Genomic DNA, 14,397 nt, shown 5'->3' with positions numbered 1-14,397 from the left:
ATAAGGAGAGAGAGGGAGGGATAAGTTTGGAACATGTAAATCGAGTAGCTTTAATAGGTACAGGTGCTGTTGGCTCAAGTTACGCCTTTGCTCTTTTGAATCAGGGAGTGGCGGATGAACTTGTGATGATTGACCTCAATAAGGAAAAATCGGAAGGCGATGCTATGGATTTGAATCACGGCCTTGCTTTCGCACCTGCAAATAAGAAAATATGGTTTGGGGATTATTCAGATTGTCAACAAGCAGATCTTGTCGTAATTACTGCTGGGTCGAACCAAAAGCCAGGTGAAACTAGGCTTGACCTTCTTGAGAAGAATACAGCTATTTTTAAATCGATCGTAAATGCTGTCATGGCGAGTGGTTTTGATGGGATTTTCCTTGTCGCAACGAACCCCGTTGACATATTAACTTATATGACCTGGAAGTTTTCAGGCCTGCCTTCTGAACGCGTGATTGGATCCGGGACCATTCTAGATACTGCCCGTTTACGTTTCAAGCTTAGCGAGTATTTTAACATAGATGCTCGTAACGTCCACGCTTATATAATGGGGGAACATGGTGATTCTGAACTACCTGTTTGGAGTCATGCGAATGTTGCCGGTCGATCAGTTTCCGATAGAATCCAAGAACGCCCGGATATTTACGACAAGAAGGATCTTGACCTTATTTTTGAACAGGTGAGGGATGCGGCTTATCATATCATCGAACGTAAAGGCGCGACTCATTATGGAATTGCTATGGGATTGGTGCGGTTGACGAAAGCAATTTTACACAACGAAAATGCAGCTTTGACGGTTTCTTGTTATTTGAATGGTCAGTACGGTGTGCAGGATCTTTATATTGGAGTCCCAGCTATCGTCAATCGGAAAGGTATTCGAGAAGTCGTGGAATTGAAACTCTCCGATTCTGAACAGGAAAGTTTTGAATTATCTTCCTCCATCCTAAAAGAGTCTATGAATCCTGTGATTAAGCATTACATGTATAAGGATGAGGGCTCTTGTTAAAAATAAGTGCACCTAATTAAAGAAGAGGTGGATGAAATGCGTCAAATCTTCAGGTGGATTACGATAATCGGGTCAATTGTGGGGACGGTTTATAAATATCGATATAAAATACTGGATATTGTTACACGAATTCCATTTCTCCGGAAGATCCTTGTTCGCATATCTATGAATATTCCATGGGTTAGGCATAAATTCCTTTCCCAAATGTTTCGGGGATTATGAAACAACGAAGCTGTCAGGATACTTTCCTGACGGCTTTTTTCAATACATTCAGTTAGCTCCGTGAATAAGGCGCATGGTATGATTAATGTTGTATGGAGGGGATTTTACTTGTTTATTGAACAGGAATATTATTTGTGGAAGCTTACTTATGACCTTGTCCTAAAACAAGGGTTTCAGATACTTACAATGAATACGGAGCGTGGGGAAGTCTGGCTCGAAACGGAAAAAGGCTGGCAGACTCATGTTGTCCGCCTATGTCATCAACAGATCAATTGGAAAAATGAGCTGCGCAATGATCTTTATAAATCCTATCGCCAATTATCGCAGAATAAACGTTTGTTCCGGGGAGGAAAGGTGAACTTTCATGCTTTATACATTGCTGAATATCCTCCAGTTGAGGAGTGGGAAAATGCTATAGACGAAGGATACTTTAACAGAACTCCCGTAAACATTTATTATTTGGATGACGAACACAAATCGGAAGAGATAAAGAAGTTTTATCACGTATTCAACCGAGAAGCCCCTCCAGAGGAGCAGAATGTGAATGAAAGTGAAATGGAAGCGATGCTTCCTTATCTGAAACACCAGCTTGTCAAGAAACAGCAGGACCAAAGAAAAGAAGTCCTGTCGATTTTTGATTACGGAAAGCCACGAATGACTTATTTCCTGCTTGCCGCTAATATTTTAATATTTCTTTATTTAGAATGGACAGGGGACAGTACTTCTGTCCAAACATTGATACAATACGGAGCTAAATTCAACCCTGCGATCATGGATGGTGAATGGTGGAGAATCGTTACTTCAATGTTCCTTCATATTGGTTTTCTTCATTTATTCATGAACATGTTTGCGTTGTATTATTTGGGAACTGCCGTAGAAAAATTATATGGGACGTGGCGCTTTACATGGGTTTATTTCCTTGCAGGTGTGTTCGGGGGAGTAGCAAGTTTTATGTTGAATCCGAATGTTGCCGCAGGGGCATCCGGAGCCATTTTCGGGTTGTTTGGGGCATTGTTATTTTTCGGTGTTCAGTATAAACAATTATTCTTCCGGACAATGGGGTGGAATCTAATTTTTATTGTCATTCTAAATATTCTATTTGGTTTATTCGTACCCCAGATTGACAATGGAGCCCATATCGGGGGGATGATCGGAGGCTTCGTGGCAACCGCTGTTGTGCGGATGCCTAAAAGCCCGAACCTTTTCAAGCAATTTCTAGCTTTGACCCTGTACCTCTTGGTTCTGGGAGGTATGGCAGTAACAGGTTATATGGGAGTGTTCAACCATGACCAGGGGCTTTCTCAAGTCCAGGAAACTCAGGAACTAAATCAATCAGGTCAGTACAAGGAAGTCATAGATATTACCAGTGAAGCTTTACAGGACCCGGGCCGTTATGAAGCAGCGCTTCTTTTCAATCGTTCTTTTGCGTATTTGAATAGTGGGGAAACTAACGCTGCTAAGGAAGACCTCCTCAAGGTCATCAAACTGTCACCTGAAATGGCAGAGGCTCATTATAATCTTGCATTATTGTATAAACAGGAAGGTGAAGAGGATCAAGCCGCTGACCATGCAAAGCGAGCCGCTGAAATTAATCCTGATGTATCCGATTTTAGTGAGCTCGTTGAAAGTCTGCGTTAATAAGATTGAATGAGCCTATGTTTTTTACCAACATCATCTTCATACAGTACAACCAGATGTTTTCCTTTTTTATCAAAAAGAATCAAGGGGATGTAACTTTGTATCGGGTGGGAGGATTTAGTGTCACTTATGCCTAGTACATAGTTTTTGTATAACCCTTCCCATAATTGTCCTTTGATACGTTCCGAATCTTCTTCATTCGTTCCAGGGAGCGGTTTGTTATCGTAATCCGCAAGGGCAGTTAATGGCACATTGTAATAATCATCTTTATTAATGCCGTAATAGGTCAACAATTCTCCCCACTGAACATCAAGTTGTTGAAGAATTGAATGGTCCAGCCTCTTTTTCCATTCTTCCTCTTCTTGATTGGCAGGTTCTTTGAAGGCGGTTCTTTCGGAGTGGGGGGAATCAATAACATACAGCTCGTCCTTGGAACTTGCTTGTATACTCTTAATCGGACTTTGATCTTCATGGACTTCTCCATGATGAAAGGAGACGGCCTGATATTTTTGACTGTCCTCCCCGTGTAAGGAGGTTTCTTTCTCGATCTCCGCCGTATTTTCTTCCCATTTGCTTACCACACCTTTGAGCCGGCCATTTACATATAAAAGGGATACGTCCTGCCTTAAGTACATCGCTTTGTCACTTTCTGAGAACATATTCCATAGGATTTCATATTCATCCTCGTCTTCTTCAGAAGCGAAGTTTAAGGTGGTTCCATAGGAATGAAACCCACTCCCTTCGTCAAGAGGGAAATATTTGATGACTGCTTCTTCATGGAAGTATTGCGTATAAACAGCGATGAATACAGCTAAAGCCAGAGGGACAAGTACCCAATGTACCCAAACTTTTTTCAAATCATCATCTCCTCGAACATCCTCTCTAAGCTTATATAGTTCAAGGTATGTTACATTCCACTTGGACATGCGCATAATCCTTCGATCTCTTAATGTGTATGAAATATGCAATATAGAAGAAACTACCGAGAGAAGGTTTAGAGGAGGATGCGTTTTGGAAGAACAACGTTTATTTGATAGTTATGAAAAAAATGTATCGTATCTCAAAGATCGTCTGGGTGTGGATGAGAGTTTCGATATGGTCCATCTTGATCTCGTTTATGCGGGAAGAGGGATGTCTTTATTCCTTGTTGATGGATTTGTTAAAGATGATATTCTGCACTATTTAATGAAGCTTCTTTCCAAGCTGGATCCAGATCAATTGGAACCGGACCCTCTGGAAAAATTACTGAAAACACATCTTCCTTACGTGGAATTGGATAAGAAAAAAGATTTGAATGCAGTTGCTGACTGGGTATTGGCAGGCCCTACAGCGTTGGTCGTTGAAGGCGTTGATGAAATCATCATGATTGATGCACGGACTTATCCCGTCCGTGGGCTTCAGGAGCCAGATCTTGAAAGGGTCGTGAGAGGATCTAGAGATGGATTTGTTGAGACTATTATCTTTAACACGGCTTTGACAAGGAGAAGGGTAAGAGACCGTTCTTTGCGAATGGAATATATGCAAATTGGACGTCGGTCTTTAACTGATGTTTGCATTTGTTACGTGAAAGATATTGCAGATTCAGACCGTGTGGAAGAATTAAAGAAAGTCCTGGACGATATCGATACAGATGCATTGCCGATGGCTGAGAAAACCATTGACGAATACATCAGTGGACGGTATTGGAATCCGTACCCGGTCATCCGTTACACAGAGAGACCGGATACAGCAGCCGCTCATCTTTATGAAGGTCATATTTTAGTCATTATCGATGGATCTCCGAGTGTTATGATTACGCCGTCCACGTTCTGGCATCATCTACAGCATGCCGAGGAATACCGTCAGAAGCCGGTGGTTGGCGCTTATTTGAGAGCTGTTCGATTCTTTGCATTTTTTGCATCTATATTCATACTGCCTTTGTACTTTCTTTTTTCAAAACGACCGGATCTTCTTCCTGAAGCCCTCGCCTTCATAGGACCAACAGACACCGGGACCTTACCCCTTATCGTCCAGTTTTTAATCGCAGAAGTTGGGATCGATATGTTACGGATGGCAGCCATTCATACACCTTCGACATTGGGTACGGCGCTTGGACTTGTGGCCGCCATTCTTATTGGTCAGGTCGCTGTGGAAGTCGGTCTGTTTTCAAGCGAGGTTGTTTTATATCTTGCTTTGGCAGCCATTGGAACATTCGCGACACCAAGTTATGAATTTGGACTGGCCGATCGTTTAACCCGGCTGGTTCTCCTGCTTGTGACCGGAATGTTCGGTTTGAAAGGGTACGTATTAGGAATCACCCTTTGGCTCATGTACCTTGCTAGTATGAAATCTTTTAAAACCCCTTATCTATGGCCTTTCCTGCCGTTTTCCTGGAAACCATTAAGAGATGTGCTCTTACGTTCTCCTATCCCACTGAAAAACCGCAGACCGGCTTTTCTTCACCCGGATGACCCTGATCGCTGATCGATCAGGGTTTTTTACGTTTTCAACTTTGTGAGGTATTGGTATAATGGATGAAGGTGATAAATGATGAAAACGATATATGATATCCAGCAGTATTTAAAGAAATTTGGAACGTTCATTTACATAGGAGACAGATTGGCTGATTTAGAGCTCATGGAGGAAGAAGTACGGGAATTGTATAAAGCTCAATGTATGCCTCCGGAAGATTTTCAAATGGCTGTTTTGTTGCTTCGAAGTGAAATGGCGCGGGAAAAAGATCGTCGAATTGGGGAGGAAATGCGATGAGTCATTACTACATAGGAGCAGATATTGGGGGAACGACCGTGAAACTAGCGGTTATTGAAGGAAGTGGTTCCATTGTAAAAAAGTGGGAAATTCCTACAAATACAGACAGAGAAGGAAAATCGATTCCTTCAGATATCGCGGACTCCATTTCACGAACCCTTGAAGAAGAAAATCTCTCTTTATCCAAAATTGTAGGTATAGGAGCTGGAGCTCCCGGGTTCGTGAATACGTCCACAGGCTATATTTATGAAGCGGTGAATATAGGGTGGAAAGAGTTCGACTTTGGGGTCATGCTTGAAGAGATGACTGGGCTGCCAGTATGGGTAGATAATGATGCTAACCTTGCTGCATTGGGTGAAAATTGGCTTGGTGCCGGAAAAGGGTGTACGGAATTGATTGCGGTCACTCTTGGTACGGGTGTTGGCGGAGGCATTATTGCGAACGGTCAAATTCTCAACGGGGCTAATGGTACGGCAGCAGAACTTGGTCACGTGACGGTTGAGCCAGACGGCGGTGCCCCATGCAATTGTGGGAAAACGGGATGTTTAGAAACGGTTTCATCCGCTACCGGTATCGTTCGAAAAGCGAAGGAAACGGCTGGAAAATATACTCACTCAAAATTGAACGCCCTCATAAAAGATGGAGTCCTTACTGCCAAAGATGTGTTTGAAGCATCCGAGCAAGGGGATGACGCGGCTAATCTGGTTATTGAAGAGGTTACGGATGTGCTCGGGATGGCGATTGCGAATATGGCTATAGCTATAAACCCTGAAAAAATCGTAATCGGTGGTGGAGTATCCAAAGCGGGGGACAAGCTTCTGCATCCCCTTGGTAGAGCCTATCGTAAGTATGCTTTACCAAGAACAGCAGAAGCATCAAATTTTGGCATCGCTGAATTAGGAAATGACGCTGGTGTTATTGGTGGAGCCTTTCTCGTTAAAAAGAACACATAAAAAAAGTTGGAGCTTGCCAGCTCCAACTTTTTTATGTGCCATTTGTTTAGCGATGTCATAAAAATGTAAATCACAGGACTTCTTTTCATAATGTTTATATCTTATGATAGATGAAAACTACTTCAATCATTCTAGAAAATGATGGGAAATGTAAATTTTATGAAACCTTTGTGGTACAATTTACGTCATATATGATGAGTGCGTTTAATATTGATTATAAGTGGAAATTGTTAAAGGAGTTTAAGAACCTGATTAATCTATGTAAAGATTGACCAGCATCGTACTAGAGGAGGAACCATGATGCAGTGGAAAATGAAGAGCATGCCACTATTTATCATTGCGACATTGTTGTTCGGGTTGAAAACATATGTCGTATATAGATTCATGTTTGATCTATCAATTGAAAACCCCATGCAGGAATTCATATTGTTGTTTAACCCAGTGGCCAGTGCCTATCTGATCTTTGCCATCAGTGTATGGCTGAAGCCAAAAAACCAGATGAAATATTTACGTTGGACGACTTTGATCGGTTCATTGGTCTTATTTGTTAATTTAATTTTTTACCGTAATTTTACTGACTTCATTACAATCCCGGTCCTTTTTCAAGGAAATAATGCAGCAGACCTGACCGGAAGCTTTTTAACATTGCTACACATCGAAGATCTTTTTATCTTCGCAGATGTAGCACTTATTTGGTACTTGAGTAAACAAAAGTTTGATCTTTCTGTAAAGATGCCCAAACGGGGGAAAATTGCTGCTACAGCGGTCACTTTCCTTCTTCTGGCAGGAAACGTAGTGCTTGCTGAAATTGAAAGGCCGATGCTTTTTGTCCGAGCCTTCGACCGTGAATATCTCGTGAAAAATATCGGGATTTATAATTACCATCTGTATGACGCTACTATGCAGACCAAAACAAAAGCCCAGCGTGTGTTTGCTGATGGTAGTGAAATCAGTGAAATTGAAAGTTATTTAAAGGAAACATCACCCGATGATTCAAACAAAGATTCAGAGTTATATGGGATTGCAGAAGATAAGAATGTAATCTTTGTCAGCGTGGAATCCTTCCAGCACTTCCTGTTCGATTCGGAAGTCAACGGAACAGAAACAACGCCTTTCCTTAATGGTTTGAAAGAAAGTAAAGACACCATCACTTTTGAGAATTTTTATCATCAAACCGCTCAAGGAAAGACATCAGACTCTGAATTCATAGTAGAAAATTCCCTTTACCCATTAGGCAGGGGTGCGGTTTATTTCACTCATGCAGGGAATGAATACAATGCTTTGCCAGAAATCTTGAATGAGGAAGGTTACGAAACCTCTGTGTTTCATGCGAACAACGCAAGTTTTTGGAATAGAGATGTCATGTATGACAATGTAGGGTATGATGAATTTTATGATGAAAAATCCTACGAAGTTACCCCGGACAATTCTTTTGGATGGGGTCTTGAAGACAAAGCATTTTTTGAACAGTCCATTAAGTATTTGCAGTCTCAGGAAAAGCCTTTTTATAGTAAGTTTATTACGTTGACGCACCATTTTCCATTTGAGCTTCCGGAAGAAAAGGCAAATATTGATAAATACGATTCCAATTCAAAAACGCTGAACTCATACTTTCAAACCGCCCGATATACAGATGAATCACTGGAACAGTTCTTCCAACAATTGAAGGATTCTGGAATTTATGAGGATTCCATTATCGTTCTGATGGGTGATCACTATGGAATAAGTGATTTCCATAATAAGGCGATGGGACAGTTTTTAGGAGAAGAAGTGGATCCATTTGTCCATACCCAGTTACAGCGAGTGCCTTTCATGATCCACATTCCTGGGTACGAGGACGGCGGTGTGAATGACAAAGTCGTCGGTCAGATTGATGTAAAACCAACACTGCTTCACCTTTTAGGCATTGAAGAAAATGAGGATTTGACGTTTGGTGATAATATGTTCTCAAATAAAGAGAAGGATTTTGTGGCTTTAAGAGACGGGAGCTTCGTCTCGGAAGAGTATGTTTATGCAAGCGAGATATGCTATGATCGTTCTACTGGCGAACCTCTTTTAGAAGAAGAAGGGGAAGCCTGTCAACCAATTAAAGAAAAAGTGACCAAAGAATTAAGTTACTCAGATAATATCATTTATGGAGACCTGTTCCGGTTTTATGAATTCAATGAATGAGAATAACCGTTGGGGAAAGATTCCCCAGCGGTTTTTTTGTTTTTGGTCTAAGTTTTAGAAATTTCCAATGAAAGCGGATACGATTTTAAAAGCAAACCAGCCCTTGAAGGGAAATGAAAAGATTCGCTGTGTTTTCACATATTTTCATACATATCTGGGTATTGATATTGACAACCATTGTTTGTAGGAGAGAGGGTAGTTTATGTTTCAATTTAAAAACGTGTATCAAGGCATTCTCGAGAATATTAATTTCACAATAGATAAACAAGACAAAGTGATTTTGTTTGGTCCTTCGGGTGCAGGAAAAAGTACACTCTTATTTTTGTTGAATCGATTGAAAGACCCCGAGAAGGGAAAGATTTATTTTGGGGACCGTCCTATTGAGGACCACTCCATCACTGCTTTAAGAAAAAGAGTAGGGCTGGTTTTGCAGTCACCCAACCTATTCCCTGGTACTGTATTAGATAACATCAAGTATGGACCATCGTTATTCGATGAATGGGATGAAAAACAGGGGAAGAGGCTGATGGAATACGTTCAGTTGCCCGTGGATTATTTAGATAGAGAGGTCGATCAACTGTCAGGTGGAGAGAAGCAGCGGGTGTCTTTGGCGAGAACACTAGCCAATTCTCCTGAAGTGTTATTGTTGGATGAGCCTACGAGCGCTCTGGACTATCGTACCGCTGAAGAGATTGAAGAAGTCCTCGAGTGTTTAATAGAGGAACAGAAGCTTACTATGTTCATGGTTACCCATAATCTTAATCAAGCTCGCAGGCTGGGCACTCGTGGATTGTTTATTAGTGAAGGGCGGATTATAGAGGATGGTAAGATACCGGAAATGTTCGAGAATCCGCAGAGGAAAGAATTAGCAGATTTTCTGGAACAGTAGGGAGGGATTTGGATTGGAACCTGAAATATCAAATCAGTCATTGATTTTTTTAATTATTTTCGTCATCGTCCCCTTGGCATTGTCTTATTATTATCAGCTGGGAGTAAGTAAAAGTGTCCTTTGGTCTACGTTTAGAGGAACGATTCAGTTATTTGCTATCGGATACATATTAACTTTCCTCTTCGATTTGCCCGCACATTATGGAATTCCTTTCATGCTCACTGTCATGGTGGTCATTGCGACCTTTCATGCAAGACAGAAGGGGAAAGACCTGCCATATGTCGGTTTTATCATCTTTGGGGGTCTCGTCGTCATAGAGGCTGGTGTGCTCTCCATTTGGCTCCTTTTTGATATGATACAGTTCAAACCATCGGAGGTTATACCAATGAGCGGTATGGTGATTGGGAATAGTATGACGGCTATGGGACTGGCCTTGGAACGGATGAAAAGTGAATTCAAAGAAAATAATGGACGTTTACTGGCTTCGCTGTCCCTTGGGGCTGAACCGAACCAGGCATCTCACTTGATCGTTCAAAATACGCTTCATGCCTCATTAATTCCAAATGTGGATCGTTTGAAAACCATTGGACTGGTCCAGCTGCCAGGGATGATGACAGGGTTAATTCTCGGGGGCGTATCCCCTGTGATGGCGATTAAGTACCAATTGGTTATTTCATTAAGCATTTTCTCATCTGTATCACTAAGTGCCATGTTTATCACTTTGTGTATGTACCGATACTTTTTTAACGAAAACAAACAATTGCTACAAACGGATGAGGAAATTAGAAGTTCCAGGTCCTGAGATTGCTGGAGAAAGCAAATAAAATCAACAGCTCCTTATTTCCATCAAAAAAAGCAAGCAGATTAAGATCTGCTTGCTTTTTTTCATCCGAATAAGTTGTACCAGATGGTCATAACAGAGAACCATCCGAAAATTAATGCTGACGCCCCTGCAAAAAGAACGGCAAAGAAGTTCTTAGTTTTAAGTTCGCGGAAAATTGCCCATACACATAGAATGGTTACGAGTAAAAGAAGAATAGCTGTGATCAAGTTCAGCACCCCCTAAGTCTCTTTTCATTATTATCATCCACATGGGATAGATGTTATACTTTATGTAATGATTAATGGTACTCATCTATTTTATAGTATAAACAAAAAATTGTCGAGTTATCTACTTTTTTTTCTAAATTATCTACATGACTTAATGAAATGATGGAAATAGAGGTGTTAGTATGAAAAAAATAACGAGATTACCACTAGGGCCGGTCGCTACCAATGCATACATTATACATGAAAACCATAAAGCACTGGTTATTGATCCAGGTGGAGACTTTGAGAAGTTACAGGACTACCTTCAGGAAAGGGAACTGGAGGTAGAAGCTGTGCTCCTGACCCATGCCCATTTTGATCATATCGGCGCAGTTGATCAAGTAAGACAAGCTTATCAAGCACCTGTGTATTTACATGAGGAAGAAGCGGATTGGCTCAAAGACCCAGAAAAGAATGGATCTGCATTGTTTGGTTTGGGCAAAATCACAGCTCAACCTGCGGATCACTATTTTGAAATTGGGCAGATGCAGATTGGCGATTTTTCTTTTGAGGTTCGTCACACACCTGGCCATTCCCCAGGAAGTGTTTCTTTTGTATTCAGAAACCAACGGTTAACAATCGCAGGCGATACTTTGTTCCAGAGGGGCATCGGGCGTACCGATTTGCCTGGGGGGAGCCGTGAAGTGCTTGAAAATAGCATTAAAGAGCAGCTGTACACTCTTCGTAATGATATGCGTATTTTTCCTGGTCACGGGGCTCCTACAACGGTCGGGGAAGAGCGGCAAGAAAACCCTTTTGTAAAAGAATAGGAAGCGGAATAGAAAAAGAACCTGTCATCCTGAATAGGATGACAGGTTCTTTTTTTAGTGGCCACCAAAACCAGGCACTAAGATAAAGGAACAATAATACGTAAATCCGATCATGAAGACTGTCAAGTATGAAAAAAATATGTAAACATACATACGTTCTGACAGCTTAAGGTAACCAATAGTAAGGAAAAAAGCCGTTTGAACTAGTGATAATATGGAAGCTTCCATCATATCGCCTGTGTAGAACATGACAGCGAAGATACCTGTCCAAAAGGCCATTACTCGAAACATACGATCCATGCTTTTTTCCCCCTCCTTTTCTATCGTTAAACTATCATTCATATTATAAACGACCCGGATACAATTGTAAATAAAACGTAATCATGTTTCATCTATCAGTATTTGTATTCCCGGTTGAGCTTATTCCTAACAATTTTAATGTAATAAATGAAACAGGATATGGGTTTAGGGGGGCGATCCACAATCATTTCGAGATAAAGCTTTTAATAATTATGCCCTATTCCTAAAGGTACTGTTTCCAGGTAATCAATATTATCAACGTTTATACTTTAACAGCGGCTATTAAAGGACGGAATAAAATTCCTGAAAAAAGAAGTTTAAAATATTGTACAAAGGTTATACAATCAATATACAATAAACTTATATAAAATTAGCGAGGAGCGTTACACATGGAAAAGTTAAAATTCTACACATACCCGAGTTGCACATCCTGTCGTCGAACGAAATCATGGTTAAAGAGTCAAGGGGTGGATTTTAACGAACAACACTTGTTTCGTGAAACTCCTACCGCTGATGAATTAAGAAGAATTTTGTCTTTAACTACTCACGGGATCGATGAGATTTTAGCAAGGAGAAGCAAAGAGTTTAAGACGTTGGATATAGATGTAGAAGACTTGACACTAAATGAATTCCTGGATCTTGTCATTGAAAAACCTAAGTTGCTGAGACGTCCAATTTTAACAAATGGAGATAAGTTAGTAATCGGATATGATCTTGATGGGTTAAGAGGCATTACGGATCATCGAATGGAATATAAAGAAAAAATTTCATAAATAGCGCCCCTCCTGGAGGGGACGCTTTTTTATTTTGTGTGAAAAGTTCTTACTTGGAATTGGCTCTCATTCACATGAATGGTGATTTGTTGCAGACAGTTCCATTGTTCCGTTTCTCTAAAGCATTCCGCTTCCACATCGCCGTCAGGGCTTTGAGTCGAGGTCGTAAATTCATTTTGTTCCAAAGGAACTTTTTTTAATTCTTCATTCAGTTCAATTCTGGCTGTATCTAAAAGATGCTGTTTCAAAATAGCTGTCTGATGGCTTTTGGAGAGGGGAAGATGGGTTTCATAGCGCTCAATGGAGGCAAATGTCACGAGTAGGAATATGAAGCACAGTATCAGCATCCACGGAAAAATCAGCCCATTATCATTGCGGAAGATGTATTTTCCTTTGTATTTGTTCATCACCAATCTCCACCTCCATTACAATGAATGGGGGCATAAGTTCAAATGATACAGCTTGTATATCCTGTATAAGTACTTCATGCCCACTCCCGTCGACGGTCCTTCTGAATGCCTGATTATACGGCTCTAATACAATACTTCGGTGATTTTTGTTTATGATTGAGATCGAATGGAGGGAGATATCGTAAGTACGGGATTGGTTAATTTCCCATTGGATTACAGCTTTTAACTGATCTACAGATAATTCTGAGGATACATCTGGTATTTTGAGGAGAGAAAATAATGGTAACGAAATGGTTAGTAAAATCATGGTCAACATGATGGTGATGATGACCTCAGATAACGTGTATCCTTGATTATACTTTCTATTCCCTTTTTTCATACAAACAGAACTCCTTGAGATCATTTCTTTGGTTTTTCCAGTTTACACAACCCTTTATCCATATCCCTTCATTTTTCGTAATCATCGTCATGCCCTGTATAGATGGATGTTTTTTATAATAAGGGAGAGGTCCATTCGATGTCTGGTACTCGAACCATTCATCATGAAGAAAAGTGAGAGCCTCTCTTTCGATTTGTAGGCTTTTATGGTCTATCCTTATCTCGGTCAATAAGGGAAGGGTGTATAACGTGATAATAATGAGGAGACTGAAGGCACATAACGTCTCAAGTAAAGTAAAACCCTCACATTTCTTCAATACGCAACCTGCCTGATCCAAAAGGGAATACAATTTTGTACGTTCTATCAGGTCCGTCCAAATACATAGTTCCAGCTTTCTGAATCATACCTTTCTGATTGAATCTTAATGAGGGATGTAAAGTAGTCAAACGCATATCCCATTTGCCCGGTAGTTGTCGGGTAAAGACTTTTCTTCGGTTTTTTGCATCGTATAGATAATACCCCCTCGATTGTTGATCGAAATGCAAAGTATAGTAAACATGGTCGTTCATCGTAAGGTGTTGGGCTACCAGGATATCGTCTTCTAATTGTTTCAAGGTTAGATGCTCCTCCATTCTCATGAAGGTGCGTTGTTGAAGAGGGAGGATACAGACAATCAGGGTGGTCCAGCATAGAAGAACGATTATCATTTCAGTGAATGTAAAACCATTACGTTCCTTCTGGGATCTCTTTATCAACAACTTTACCTTCTGAATTTAATTCTAATTCCTTCCCATCTGGGCATTTATCCTGTGATACATACTCGCCTTCCACAAGCGTCTCTAGGCTTGTCGGAAGGGTCCCTTCTTCTATGAAGTATGCTTGTACTTGTGCTTCAATGGTTTTGACGAGCGCTTCACATCCTTTCCCTTTGACTGTACTGCTGTTTTTTGACATGTTAGGGATTGTTATGATGAGAAGAACAGATATGACGAGAAGGACAATGAGCATTTCGACTAATGTAAAACCTTTTTCATTTTTGAACATACACGT

The 14,397-nt window shown here is 40.7% G+C and carries 17 protein-coding genes; 10 read left to right on the top strand and 7 right to left on the bottom strand.

Annotated features, from left to right (window positions below):
- Positions 1–20 precede the first annotated feature (20 nt).
- Both ACXADE_RS13020 and ACXADE_RS13015 read left to right on the top strand, forming a co-directional pair.
- A complete protein-coding gene (locus ACXADE_RS13020; RefSeq protein WP_474982228.1) occupies positions 21–1,004 on the top strand; it encodes an L-lactate dehydrogenase in 984 nt (327 codons plus the stop codon).
- A 330-nt stretch (positions 1,005–1,334) separates the two neighbouring features.
- Entirely contained in the window at positions 1,335–2,864 is a 1,530-nt protein-coding gene (locus ACXADE_RS13015; RefSeq protein WP_474980892.1) for a rhomboid family intramembrane serine protease, read from the top strand.
- On the opposite strand, the gene ACXADE_RS13010 is transcribed toward ACXADE_RS13015, so the two are convergent.
- The gene (locus ACXADE_RS13010; protein WP_474980891.1) at positions 2,861–3,721 is read right to left on the bottom strand and encodes a hypothetical protein; all 861 of its coding nucleotides are present in this window, start codon (positions 3,719–3,721) and stop codon (positions 2,861–2,863) included. The two genes, ACXADE_RS13015 and ACXADE_RS13010, sit on opposite strands and share 4 nt — an antisense overlap.
- 154 nt (positions 3,722–3,875) lie before the next feature.
- Here ACXADE_RS13010 and ACXADE_RS13005 point away from each other — a divergent pair, with 154 nt between their 5' ends.
- The 6 genes from ACXADE_RS13005 to ACXADE_RS12980 all read left to right on the top strand — a co-directional run bounded on the left by ACXADE_RS13005 (position 3,876) and on the right by ACXADE_RS12980 (position 10,428).
- Positions 3,876–5,327 (top strand): spore germination protein, encoded by a 1,452-nt coding sequence (locus ACXADE_RS13005; protein WP_474980890.1) that lies wholly within the window; start codon positions 3,876–3,878, stop codon positions 5,325–5,327.
- 66 nt (positions 5,328–5,393) lie between these two features.
- Positions 5,394–5,612, top strand: coding sequence for a YqgQ family protein (locus ACXADE_RS13000; RefSeq protein ID WP_474980889.1), 219 nt, complete (start codon positions 5,394–5,396; stop codon positions 5,610–5,612).
- Complete coding sequence (locus ACXADE_RS12995) at positions 5,609–6,565, top strand: ROK family glucokinase (RefSeq protein WP_474980888.1); 957 nt, start codon at positions 5,609–5,611, stop codon at positions 6,563–6,565. The genes ACXADE_RS13000 and ACXADE_RS12995 overlap by 4 nt, the downstream gene beginning before the upstream one ends.
- Positions 6,566–6,865: 300 nt before the next feature.
- Entirely contained in the window at positions 6,866–8,737 is a 1,872-nt protein-coding gene (locus tag ACXADE_RS12990; RefSeq protein WP_474980887.1) for an LTA synthase family protein, read from the top strand.
- Between the two features lie 202 nt (positions 8,738–8,939).
- Positions 8,940–9,626, top strand: coding sequence for an ABC transporter ATP-binding protein (locus ACXADE_RS12985; protein ID WP_474980886.1), 687 nt, complete (start codon positions 8,940–8,942; stop codon positions 9,624–9,626).
- A gap of 13 nt (positions 9,627–9,639) precedes the next feature.
- Positions 9,640–10,428, top strand: a complete 789-nt coding sequence (locus ACXADE_RS12980; protein WP_474980885.1) for an ABC transporter permease — start codon at positions 9,640–9,642, stop codon at positions 10,426–10,428.
- 83 nt (positions 10,429–10,511) lie between these two features.
- Here ACXADE_RS12980 and ACXADE_RS12975 read toward each other — a convergent pair whose 3' ends face one another.
- On the bottom strand, positions 10,512–10,676 hold the full coding sequence (locus ACXADE_RS12975; protein ID WP_474980884.1) for a DUF2759 domain-containing protein: 165 nt from the start codon (positions 10,674–10,676) through the stop codon (positions 10,512–10,514).
- A gap of 182 nt (positions 10,677–10,858) precedes the next feature.
- Here ACXADE_RS12975 and ACXADE_RS12970 point away from each other — a divergent pair, with 182 nt between their 5' ends.
- The gene (locus tag ACXADE_RS12970; protein ID WP_474980883.1) at positions 10,859–11,485 is read left to right on the top strand and encodes an MBL fold metallo-hydrolase; all 627 of its coding nucleotides are present in this window, start codon (positions 10,859–10,861) and stop codon (positions 11,483–11,485) included.
- A 54-nt stretch (positions 11,486–11,539) separates the two neighbouring features.
- Here ACXADE_RS12970 and ACXADE_RS12965 read toward each other — a convergent pair whose 3' ends face one another.
- Positions 11,540–11,785, bottom strand: coding sequence for a DUF2626 domain-containing protein (locus ACXADE_RS12965; protein ID WP_474980882.1), 246 nt, complete (start codon positions 11,783–11,785; stop codon positions 11,540–11,542).
- A 389-nt stretch (positions 11,786–12,174) separates the two neighbouring features.
- On the opposite strand from ACXADE_RS12965, the gene ACXADE_RS12960 reads away from it, so the two are divergent.
- Positions 12,175–12,558: a Spx/MgsR family RNA polymerase-binding regulatory protein gene (locus tag ACXADE_RS12960; RefSeq protein WP_474980881.1), complete on the top strand. Its 384-nt coding sequence runs from the start codon at positions 12,175–12,177 to the stop codon at positions 12,556–12,558.
- Positions 12,559–12,587: 29 nt separating this feature from the next.
- On the opposite strand, the gene ACXADE_RS12955 is transcribed toward ACXADE_RS12960, so the two are convergent.
- The 4 genes from ACXADE_RS12955 to comGC form a co-directional block, all read right to left on the bottom strand.
- Positions 12,588–12,965 (bottom strand): hypothetical protein, encoded by a 378-nt coding sequence (locus tag ACXADE_RS12955; RefSeq protein WP_474980880.1) that lies wholly within the window; start codon positions 12,963–12,965, stop codon positions 12,588–12,590.
- Positions 12,928–13,347 (bottom strand): competence type IV pilus minor pilin ComGF, encoded by a 420-nt coding sequence (locus ACXADE_RS12950; protein ID WP_474980879.1) that lies wholly within the window; start codon positions 13,345–13,347, stop codon positions 12,928–12,930. The genes ACXADE_RS12955 and ACXADE_RS12950 overlap by 38 nt, the downstream gene beginning before the upstream one ends.
- Before the next feature lie 302 nt (positions 13,348–13,649).
- The gene (comGD, locus tag ACXADE_RS12945; RefSeq protein ID WP_474980878.1) at positions 13,650–14,102 is read right to left on the bottom strand and encodes a competence type IV pilus minor pilin ComGD; all 453 of its coding nucleotides are present in this window, start codon (positions 14,100–14,102) and stop codon (positions 13,650–13,652) included.
- The gene (gene comGC / locus ACXADE_RS12940) at positions 14,074–14,391 is read right to left on the bottom strand and encodes a competence type IV pilus major pilin ComGC (protein WP_474980877.1); all 318 of its coding nucleotides are present in this window, start codon (positions 14,389–14,391) and stop codon (positions 14,074–14,076) included. The genes comGD and comGC overlap by 29 nt, the downstream gene beginning before the upstream one ends.
- Positions 14,392–14,397: the final 6 nt, after the last annotated feature.

It is taken from the genome of Halobacillus sp. ABR2_026 (assembly GCF_056158545.1).
The sequence above is the reverse complement of the archived record's forward strand: the minus strand, read 5'-3'. Positions and strand labels throughout refer to the sequence as shown.

Excerpts from the sequence above, each read along its gene's own strand:
- ACXADE_RS12995 (WP_474980888.1), top strand. The coding sequence starts at position 5,609 with ATGAGTCATTACTACATAGGAGCAGATATTGGGGGAACGACCGTGAAA.
- ACXADE_RS12950 (WP_474980879.1), bottom strand. The coding sequence starts at position 13,347 with ATGAAAAAAGGGAATAGAAAGTATAATCAAGGATACACGTTATCTGAG.
- ACXADE_RS12965 (WP_474980882.1), bottom strand. The coding sequence starts at position 11,785 with ATGGATCGTATGTTTCGAGTAATGGCCTTTTGGACAGGTATCTTCGCT.
- ACXADE_RS12960 (WP_474980881.1), top strand. The coding sequence starts at position 12,175 with ATGGAAAAGTTAAAATTCTACACATACCCGAGTTGCACATCCTGTCGT.
- ACXADE_RS12985 (WP_474980886.1), top strand. The coding sequence starts at position 8,940 with ATGTTTCAATTTAAAAACGTGTATCAAGGCATTCTCGAGAATATTAAT.
- comGC (WP_474980877.1), bottom strand. The coding sequence starts at position 14,391 with ATGTTCAAAAATGAAAAAGGTTTTACATTAGTCGAAATGCTCATTGTC.
- ACXADE_RS12970 (WP_474980883.1), top strand. The coding sequence starts at position 10,859 with ATGAAAAAAATAACGAGATTACCACTAGGGCCGGTCGCTACCAATGCA.
- ACXADE_RS13000 (WP_474980889.1), top strand. The coding sequence starts at position 5,394 with ATGAAAACGATATATGATATCCAGCAGTATTTAAAGAAATTTGGAACG.
- ACXADE_RS12955 (WP_474980880.1), bottom strand. The coding sequence starts at position 12,965 with ATGAACAAATACAAAGGAAAATACATCTTCCGCAATGATAATGGGCTG.
- ACXADE_RS12990 (WP_474980887.1), top strand. The coding sequence starts at position 6,866 with ATGCAGTGGAAAATGAAGAGCATGCCACTATTTATCATTGCGACATTG.